Below are 391 nucleotides of genomic sequence, written 5' to 3' on the forward strand. Positions count from 1 at the left end.
GTTGGTAACCCCATGCCATGTTGCCCAGTACCTCGATGGTGCGCGGCAGGACCAGGGCGATGAGTGAACAGGTGGGGACGTCGGTGACGCCCACCCAGCCGGCCTTGGCCATGAGTAGACCGAATCTTAGATTGATCGCCATGAGAGCTGCCACCGAGATCACCGACAGAGACAGGGCCGACGCCTTGATGAGCGGGCCACACCAGTCCCAGTAGAACCGGGCGAACTCCTCGCACGCACGGGTGAAGCGACGATGGTCCTTGCCGGTCTGTCCGACGTTCTTGACGACGTGGATCCCCTCCGTCAGCTCGATCGACGAGGACGAGATGTCGGCGAGCTTTCGTCCATCTCGGCGGTCTTGGTGGCCATGTCTCGCATCGTCACCCACTGC

General features: G+C 62.4%; 1 protein-coding gene. It reads right to left on the reverse strand.

Annotated features, from left to right (window positions below):
* Positions 1-391 (reverse strand): hypothetical protein (locus FNJ47_RS46730; protein ID WP_206685422.1); only part of this gene is annotated, 391 nt, incomplete at both ends.

The organism is Bradyrhizobium uaiense, assembly GCF_010811875.1.
In the GTDB taxonomy this organism is placed as follows: Bacteria; Pseudomonadota; Alphaproteobacteria; order Rhizobiales; family Xanthobacteraceae; genus Bradyrhizobium; species Bradyrhizobium uaiense.